6 protein-coding genes are annotated in these 8,080 nt (G+C 44.8%); 1 reads left to right on the plus strand and 5 read right to left on the minus strand.

All coding sequences use genetic code 11. From position 1 onward, the window contains the following. The 3 genes from IT291_04460 to IT291_04470 form a co-directional block, all read right to left on the minus strand. The coding region (locus IT291_04460) for a hypothetical protein (GenBank protein MCC6220478.1) at positions 1–1,424 on the minus strand (1,424 nt) is incomplete at its 3' end. After that, on the minus strand, positions 1,421–3,400 hold the full coding sequence (locus IT291_04465; protein MCC6220479.1) for a hypothetical protein: 1,980 nt from the start codon (positions 3,398–3,400) through the stop codon (positions 1,421–1,423). The genes IT291_04460 and IT291_04465, both read right to left, overlap by 4 nt. A 90-nt stretch (positions 3,401–3,490) precedes the next feature. Further along, positions 3,491–4,627, minus strand: a complete 1,137-nt coding sequence (locus IT291_04470) for a glycosyltransferase (protein ID MCC6220480.1) — start codon at positions 4,625–4,627, stop codon at positions 3,491–3,493. Positions 4,628–4,721: 94 nt separating this feature from the next. Between IT291_04470 and IT291_04475 the strand changes: the two genes are divergently transcribed. Beyond that, a complete protein-coding gene (locus IT291_04475; GenBank protein ID MCC6220481.1) occupies positions 4,722–5,414 on the plus strand; it encodes a response regulator in 693 nt (230 codons plus the stop codon). On the opposite strand, the gene IT291_04480 is transcribed toward IT291_04475, so the two are convergent. Next, positions 5,411–6,463, minus strand: a complete 1,053-nt coding sequence (locus tag IT291_04480) for an SDR family oxidoreductase (GenBank protein ID MCC6220482.1) — start codon at positions 6,461–6,463, stop codon at positions 5,411–5,413. The genes IT291_04475 and IT291_04480 overlap by 4 nt on opposite strands. A 61-nt stretch (positions 6,464–6,524) precedes the next feature. Further along, complete coding sequence (locus IT291_04485) at positions 6,525–7,820, minus strand: nucleotide sugar dehydrogenase (protein MCC6220483.1); 1,296 nt, start codon at positions 7,818–7,820, stop codon at positions 6,525–6,527. Positions 7,821–8,080: the final 260 nt, after the last annotated feature.

Genomic DNA, 8,080 nt, shown 5'->3' on the forward strand with positions numbered 1-8,080 from the left:
CCTTCGCGATATTCTATAAAGCGCAGGCCGTGCTCATTAACAACGCGAAATCGCGTAGGCAGACACTCAATCCCAAGGCCAAGAGCAAAGTAATAACTCGAATTAGTCTCGTAACCTCTACCCTTAGCAAAGCCCTGATAAGAGAGCTTCTTGCCATCCCAGTCCTTGGCAGTCTCGCGCTGACTGGCGTCTAAGCCGGAGTAAAAAAGATAGTCCATAAAATCCGCTTGAGGCGAGCGGTGATAGACTTGTTTGCGGCGAATGCGAGACTCCACACAGTTAGGTAAGCCACCAGCGCGCTTAGCACCTGGTCTCAAATATTCCGTCGCGGCCCCTAACAGGACGGGATTTTTAGGCTCTTTAATTACCAAAATCCTAACAGTATCCCCATATTTCTTGTTGCGCCGGGGGCGTGCAAACGGTGTGCCTAAACGCGGCTCATACTTATCAGCTTGGTAAGGATAGACAAAAGCCCCCTCAGTATCGAAAAATTCACCAGGATTATACGAACCTTCAAAAACGTGAAGTTTCTTATTAACACTAACTACCCAAGTAGGAGATGTTTCTACTTTTAGCGTCTTTAGGGCCTTATCCATTTCAGTTAGGCCAAAATGTTCAAAATGCTCCTCTATATAACGCTCTACGGAAGGTAAATGTTTTCGCCGCATGCCTTGCGATTTTATTTTGCCGTCCTCGACCAGGATTATCTCTTCCCTCCTGGCTTCGTTTAGAATGTTCTTCAAATGACTCTCCATGTCATAGCCAATGATATATACTTTCTCGACGGATACATTGGAAAATTTATGTAACTCCACTAACTCCCTAAGTGCCTGCTCGAGATGCGCTGTGGGGTTAGCGCTTACAAACAAGTTTATGGTTGCTTTCTCGCTCGCTGAGGAAGATGCTCGAGTCAATCGACTATTTTCTAGTCTCTTGGCTGTTTCGGCTGAAGTATCAGACGAAGTAGTTGGAGTTCCTTGGCTGGGCGAGGTAGTTTGAACCTCATCCTGCTGGTCAATAGCTTTCTTATAAAACTCAAGCGCTTTTTCTCTCTCTTCTCTATTAATAGGTATGCTTTTTAGCGCATCGAGATTTTTTTTAATATTTTCCTGCCGAGTTTTAAGACTAGATGTCGTGTCTTCGACCGGCAAAATCTTAGACGGATGCTGAACTTCTGGCTCTTGTCCGTCGAAATCAAAGCCGTCACTAGAACGATTCTTTGGCTTTTCTCTGTCTACTTCATTTGCCGACTTACCACGCCCTTCTTCCTCGCCTTCTGCTGGCTTAGAACGATCTTCGGCGGAAAAGAAATCGCGTGTCGATAAATCTTCAAAAAAACCGCCTTTTACCTCTACCCCATCCTCGGCCTGCGCACCGCCAACAATTACACACAAAATAAAAAATAAGCAGGATAATCCCTTCATTTTGTCTCTAGATCCAGCCCCAACGAGGGATATAGCTGCCAAGCGGCCTCCGCATAGTTTTGAGAAGCCTCATAGTTATAAAATCCCTTTCTGTCCTTCTGAATAAACAGATCACCCCGACCGTTATTGAAATAATCCTCCTCTGATTGCCTTTCGACAATTCCTGGATTAAAGCCCGCAAGGCATCCCCAACCCTTCAAGCCATTAGGTATGAATCTAGCGGAACAATCGTCAATCTGTGGAGTCCCTTCTAAGGCATGAGTAGTGAGTCCGCGATATGGACACACACAGGCCGTTCGCTTGTTCCAGTAAACGTACCGGAAACCTCCCTCATCGCTTTCCTTTTCAACATTCCCCGGGAAAAGAACCGTATCGTGCTCATCTACCTCATCCATGCTGTAGCATCGCGATGGTTTATCGCCCGGATAGATGCGCTGAAGTTTGTCTGACTTGTCTAAATCAGCAAACCGCGGTGGCCTATGAGGGTAGTCGGCGGTGGTGTTTATGTTCGGATTCGAGATTAACTCTATTGCGCGCCGTGCTAAATAGCTAGTACTAGTATCCGCTGAGAAAATTCCCATGACGTTTTGCACCACCGGATAAAGCTGCTCGCCGTGGCGATAGCATATTTGCTCCATGTCCTCGTTATCAAGTGGCTCTAAGCCCTTAAACATACGCGCAAGATCGGCACTCTCATCCCATTTCCCTTTCGATTCTCCATTTTCCAATCTATATTCATTTTCCGCTCTGTACAGGCGATATGAGGTGCAGGAGTTTTGTTCCACATAGCTTTCATTGGAATTGGAATGGCTTTTATTTGCTATCATCCCCAACGGGCTCCCTTCGGTTACCTTGGGAGAACTTAGTTTATAAAGTTTTTCGTCTGCATTGACCGATAACTCAGCTATGCGCCAAGTCGGAGCAAATAGGATCTCTTCGGTCCAGCCTCGCACAACAGTATCTTCTTCATCCAGTGTGTCGTAAAAACACTCTTCATTCCCCCTTAAATATCCATTGTACCAAAACGGCCTAGGGATACACCCAACCTTAGTTTTGACTATTTCAAGGCCACAAAAACCTACCCCCTTCTCGCGCTTCCTAGAAGCATCATAGCCGACCTTTGTTTGATAGACATGTGCTTCGTGAAAAACAGTCTGATCCCCGGGCAGGAGGCCAGCAAACTCAGTGCTTCGCTCTAATGGCGAAACATTATTATCGTTCTCATACCACTGAGCGGTGCTTTCGAACTCATTGCCGGGTGTATCAACATCAATCCCGCGGCGCTTAAAAAGCTTCTTTAGTTCGCCAGGGCGGAATTGCTTGTCCAAGATCTCAGCCAAGCCCTTAAAAGTTGCGTCGGCAAGCCTACCACCGTCGTCTGCCCGAGGACTATAGGCACTAATGCCAAAATTGCTCACCTCAATTATCATCTCTGGCCACCAATACTCGAATGTGTAACCAGTGTTTGGAAGACACTTGCAATCCACCCACACGCAGGGAGGATAGCAGGAAGTGCAGATGGGACTCACTAATGTGGGCTGAAAGCACTCGCTAAACGTAGCTAGGTCTCCGCCCTCACCTAAGCCCATTAGCCTTATACTGTCTCTTAGCCAGTCAGCGCTCGAAGGATCTAAATCCCGAAAATGCCCTGGCCCTTTTGTCCAGTCGTGTTGCTTGGGATCCGCTTCCTTCCACTTAGTTCCATTAGCCTTGTATTTATCCGCGATGTGCTCGCCCTGGTAAACACTGTCCTGAAAATCTTCAAGTCTCTCCTTCAAAAACTCATAGGATTCTTTGTCAACACCACTCTGAAAAACATCGCCATCATCCTTCGTATCGTCAGTGTCAAAAACTGGTAGTGTGTCTTCGGGTATGTAGTCGTCGTCTTGAGCTCTGCAATCTTCGACGGACGACACCATATAGAGGACAGCAATCATTAGAAGCAGAAACAAAAACCTATTTTTATAGTAAAACATCAAAAAAATCCGCTCGATAGTAAGAAGGCAAAAAATGTTTAAGTGCACCAAAATGTTATGCTTTTTTCTCGGCAACTAGCATCATGTTCTCTACGACAATACCTCATTAAAAATCGCCTCGAGCTTTTTTGCTGCAATTATTGGTGAAAAATGTCTTTTTAAGGCCTCTTGTCCTGATTCGCGGCTTTGGTCTCGAGAAGTGCTGATTTCGAGACACTTTGCTACTGCCTTTGCAATGTCGTCGGGTTCCTCGGTCTGTAAAAAAGCTACCGGGTACTCGCCGAGTTCATTAACTACCTCCCTAACTCCAGGTAGCTCCGTAGAAATGACCGCTAACCCCTGGCTTATAGCTTCAAGCACCACTGTAGGAATTCCTTCCTTCTCAGACAACAGCAACAATAGATCCGCACTGCCAAGGAGCTCCAATATGTCAGTTCGAAAACCCAAGAAATGCACCGACTTTTCGACGCCAATATCGCTTGCAAGATTTTCCAAAGCTTCCCTCTCTGGGCCATCTCCCACAACGTAGAGCTGAACGGCACTCCATTTACCAGCCCCTAAGTTATGTAAAACCCCTAAAGCCCTAATAGCTAGGCCGACGCGCTTAATTGCAACTAACCTACCAACCATTATAAGGGCCGGCCTTTTTAAAAGAGCTTTATTGCTCAAAGTTTTACCTTCAGCAGAAAAAACTTCATTGTCACTCAAAGCATTAGCGCCTACGACATTGCGCACAATTTCTACTTTCTCCAATCCAAAGAATCCCAGCTCAGACGCTAGCGCCTGAGAGACCACGACGATTCTTGCCGCAAAAAGTCGTGAAATGCCTCTGTGTAACAGATGAAAACAATGCATCTTTGTTCTACTAAACCCATCAAATGTTTCTAATCCTCCGTGAAAAGTCGACACAAAAGCTACTATTAGTGTTAACGACAACCACAGTCCAACAAACGTTTCCTTGTATCCATGACAAACGAAAAGTTGTGGTTTGCGAGGCTTTAGCTGACAATATGATTGCCATAGAAGATTTATAAACCCCTGCCGTTCATCAACTACGATACAATCAAATCCCGCAGCCCTGAACTTCTTAAAAACCGCTGATTCATTAAACATTAAAAAGGAAATCTCATATCCCCTATCCCTTAGTGCTAAAGACTGATAAAGCACTTGAGCCTCCTTTCCCCCCCATATATCTGCTGAAAGTATGTGAATTATATTGTTAAGCACTTGAAACTTGTAACATTTTTCTCAAACTTCTAGACTTGTAGCTCTCAATTTTTTTAAAATCCCTTAATCGATAACTGCTATCTTATAAACAATCATGCAAAAAGAACCATTAAGAGCCCTCATTGTTGACGACGACATATCATTTGCAAAAGTATTGCAGATTCGCCTCACGGGTTGGTGCAATGACATAGAGATAACCTTTGCCTATAGCATAGGCGAAGCCGAGGAACAGCTAAAAAGTGCTAATAAGCACTTTGACTTAGCTATTTTAGATCAGCACTTGCCAGACGGTAGAGGTGTTGACATCTCCGAACATCCCGCTCTAAAGCAGACTACCATTTTAGCAGTTAGCTCCGATGATTCGCCGGAACTTCCAGCTCGAACTGTTAAGGCAGGGGCTCAACATTTTTTAGGAAAGCGGCAGGTAACAACAGCTCTCTTTATTCCACTAATAGAAGCACTTCTAGAGCGAAAAAAATTGGAGCAAAAGTTACATCTAGCGGCGATTAGCCAGGCAAAAATGGACAGTATAAAAGTTCTGATATCGACTCTAAAGCACGAAATAAATAACCCATTGGGAGCTGTTTTAGGTGCGGCATATTTAATTCGCGCACAAAACGAGCTTCCTCAAATGCAAAGAGAAGCCGTTTCGCTTATCGAACAAAGTGGAGAACGCATAAAACATGTTCTAGAACAGCTTTGCGACGCGGCAGAACTAGAAACTGTGACAAAAGCCCACGAACAACTCTTCCACGTTCCTGGCGACAAGCCCTGGAACTCAAATTAGGAGACTGTCGTTCGACCGGGGTCGTTAGCGTAAAACCAACTAAATGTTTTTTTTAGCCCCTCGCACACATTTTCAGATGGTTGATAGCCGAGGAGTTCTTTGGCTCGCTCTATGTTGGCTAAAGAGTGGCGCACATCGCCTGGCCTAAAATCCATAAATGCCGGCTCACTCTGAGCAGGCTTCTTGCGGGCTACCTCGCTGTAACATTCGGAAAGGTAATTATACAATTCGACAAGAGATGTGCTTTCTCCGACTGCGATGTTGTAAACCTTATTTTTGGCCTGTTGATTATCCGCGCAGCAAGCGAGGATATTAGCCTGCACGATATTGGCAATGTAGCAAAAATCTCGGCTAGTCTTTCCATCGCCAAAAATCTGAACCTGCCTTCCATCAATTAGCTGCTTAATCCATCGCGGGATGACCGCAGCATATGCCCCATCCGGATCTTGCCTCGGCCCAAAAACGTTAAAGTACCTAAGCCCTATAGTAGGGAAACCATAAACTTGTGCAAAATTCTCTGCATAGATTTCATTTACTAGTTTAGTTACTGCATATGGCGACAGCGGCTTGCCAATAATTTCTTCTCGCTTGGGAAGCCTCTCCTCATCCCCGTAAACTGAACTCGAAGAGGCATAGACAAAAGACTTTACTCCGCTGTTTTTTGCAGCGACCAAAACGGTCAAAAACCCATCGATGTTAGCCTTGTTGCTATCGAGGGGATTATCAATTGAGCGTGGAACGGAACCAAGCGCAGCTTGATGGAGAACGCAGTCTACACCCTTTACTGCTTTTAGGCATAGATCGAAGTCCGTGACACTACCTTCAAAAAGAACAAATTGCTGCCACTTTTCCTCCCCAACGCTACTGCGAACGTGTCCTAAATTATGCCTATACCCCGTTGCAAAATTATCCACCCCAATCACGCGCTGTCCCAATAGCAACAACTCCTCCAACAAATGCGAACCTATAAACCCCGCTACCCCTGTCACTAACCATATCTTTGGCTCGCTGACTAATTGGTCACGAACTTTTTGATAATCTTTAGACATATTGATTACTAAGAAAAACTACTCGGTTTAAGTGAATGATATGTTTTGCAACGACCCGCAATTAGAGACTCCAATATAAAATATCGCTTCGCAGTTGTTGCTTGATCAAGGAAGATTTTACATCTACGAGCACTCCTCTGCCTTTAATTTTATCAGTTATCATTTCGACCTCCATATTCGCATATTCGCGGTGCCACACTGCAATTAGCAAAGCATCGAGCTCAGTTAGCGAATCCCAATCTACTAGCTCAATGCCGTACTCCTCGTCTGCCTCATGAGGATCGGCGTGAGGATCGTGCACTAGTGTAGTCATCCCAAACTCTTCTAGTTCTCTAATGATATCTGGAACTCTACTATTGCGAAGGTCAGAAACGTTTTCTTTGAACGTCAAGCCTAAAATCCCCACTCGTGAATCCTTAGTGCGCATCCCCGATTTGACCATGGATTTTACCAATCGCTGGGCCACATAGCGACCCATGTCGTCATTGATGCGTCGCCCGGCCAGGATAATTTGCGGGTGATAACCTAGCTGTTCAGACTTTGCAGTTAGATAATAAGGATCAACTCCTATGCAATGACCGCCTACCAAGCCAGGGGAAAAACGCAAAAAATTCCACTTTGTCGATGCCGCTTCTAGAACTTCGGTAGTTCTAATCCCAAGCTTGTCAAAAATTACCGCCAGCTCGTTCATAAGCGCAATATTTAAATCTCTTTGCGTATTTTCTATAACCTTGGCAGCCTCCGCCACCTTAATAGAACTAGCTCGAAAAACTCCAGCCTCAATAACTGCTCCATAAACGCGAGCAATGCGCTCTAAGCTCTCTTCGTCCTCACCCGACACGACCTTTACAATTCTTTCTAGCGTGTGCTCTCTGTCGCCTGGATTGATGCGTTCCGGCGAATAGCCGAGTTTAAAATCTACCCCGCGAATCAGTGCAGAAGCCTGCTCTAAAATCGGCCCGCAAAACTCCTCTGTCACGCCTGGGTAAACCGTAGACTCATATACAACCGTTGCTCCAGGAGATAAAACCATACCAACCAAGCGAGAGGCAGACGCTAGCGCCGTAAGGTCTGGGTTGCGATTTATGTCAATCGGCGTTGGAACAGCAACGACAAAAAAGTTAACACCTCTTAAATCATCTATACTTGAGGTTATCTTTAAAGGCGTGCTTCGCAACTCCTCACTTGATACTTCACGCGAAGGATCCGAGCCCGCCCTAAGGCTCTCAACTTTCTTAACATCGATATCAAAGCCAACTACATCGGGAAACTTTCGCGAAAAAGCGAGGGCCACGGGCAAACCCACATAACCTAAGCCAACTACTGCAATTCTTTCACCAACTACTCTTCCTTGCATAAAAAACGTCCTAAAATTAAAAATCTAGTTTTCCAAAACTCACTTTGAGCGTGCTAGGATAAATGAACTAGATTTTTACCTCAACACTATTCGATCTATTATTCAGTTTGTTCCATTTACAAAAAGTAAAATATTTATACCGTTTCCAAAAAGTAAGTTAAATATTTTACTTTTTGGAAACGGTATTTGTTGTTTATTGGCAAGTGCTTACGCACTTGCTGTTTATACCATTTACAAAAATCCTTTTTGTAAATGGTATA

This window comes from Deltaproteobacteria bacterium (assembly GCA_020845775.1).
Lineage (GTDB): Bacteria > Bdellovibrionota_C > UBA2361 > SZUA-149 > JADLFC01 > JADLFC01.

Coding starts and splice junctions, on each gene's coding strand:
- IT291_04485 (MCC6220483.1), bottom strand. CDS start 7,820: ATGCAAGGAAGAGTAGTTGGTGAAAGAATTGCAGTAGTTGGCTTAGGT.
- IT291_04480 (MCC6220482.1), bottom strand. CDS start 6,463: ATGTCTAAAGATTATCAAAAAGTTCGTGACCAATTAGTCAGCGAGCCA.
- IT291_04465 (MCC6220479.1), bottom strand. CDS start 3,400: ATGTTTTACTATAAAAATAGGTTTTTGTTTCTGCTTCTAATGATTGCT.
- IT291_04475 (MCC6220481.1), top strand. CDS start 4,722: ATGCAAAAAGAACCATTAAGAGCCCTCATTGTTGACGACGACATATCA.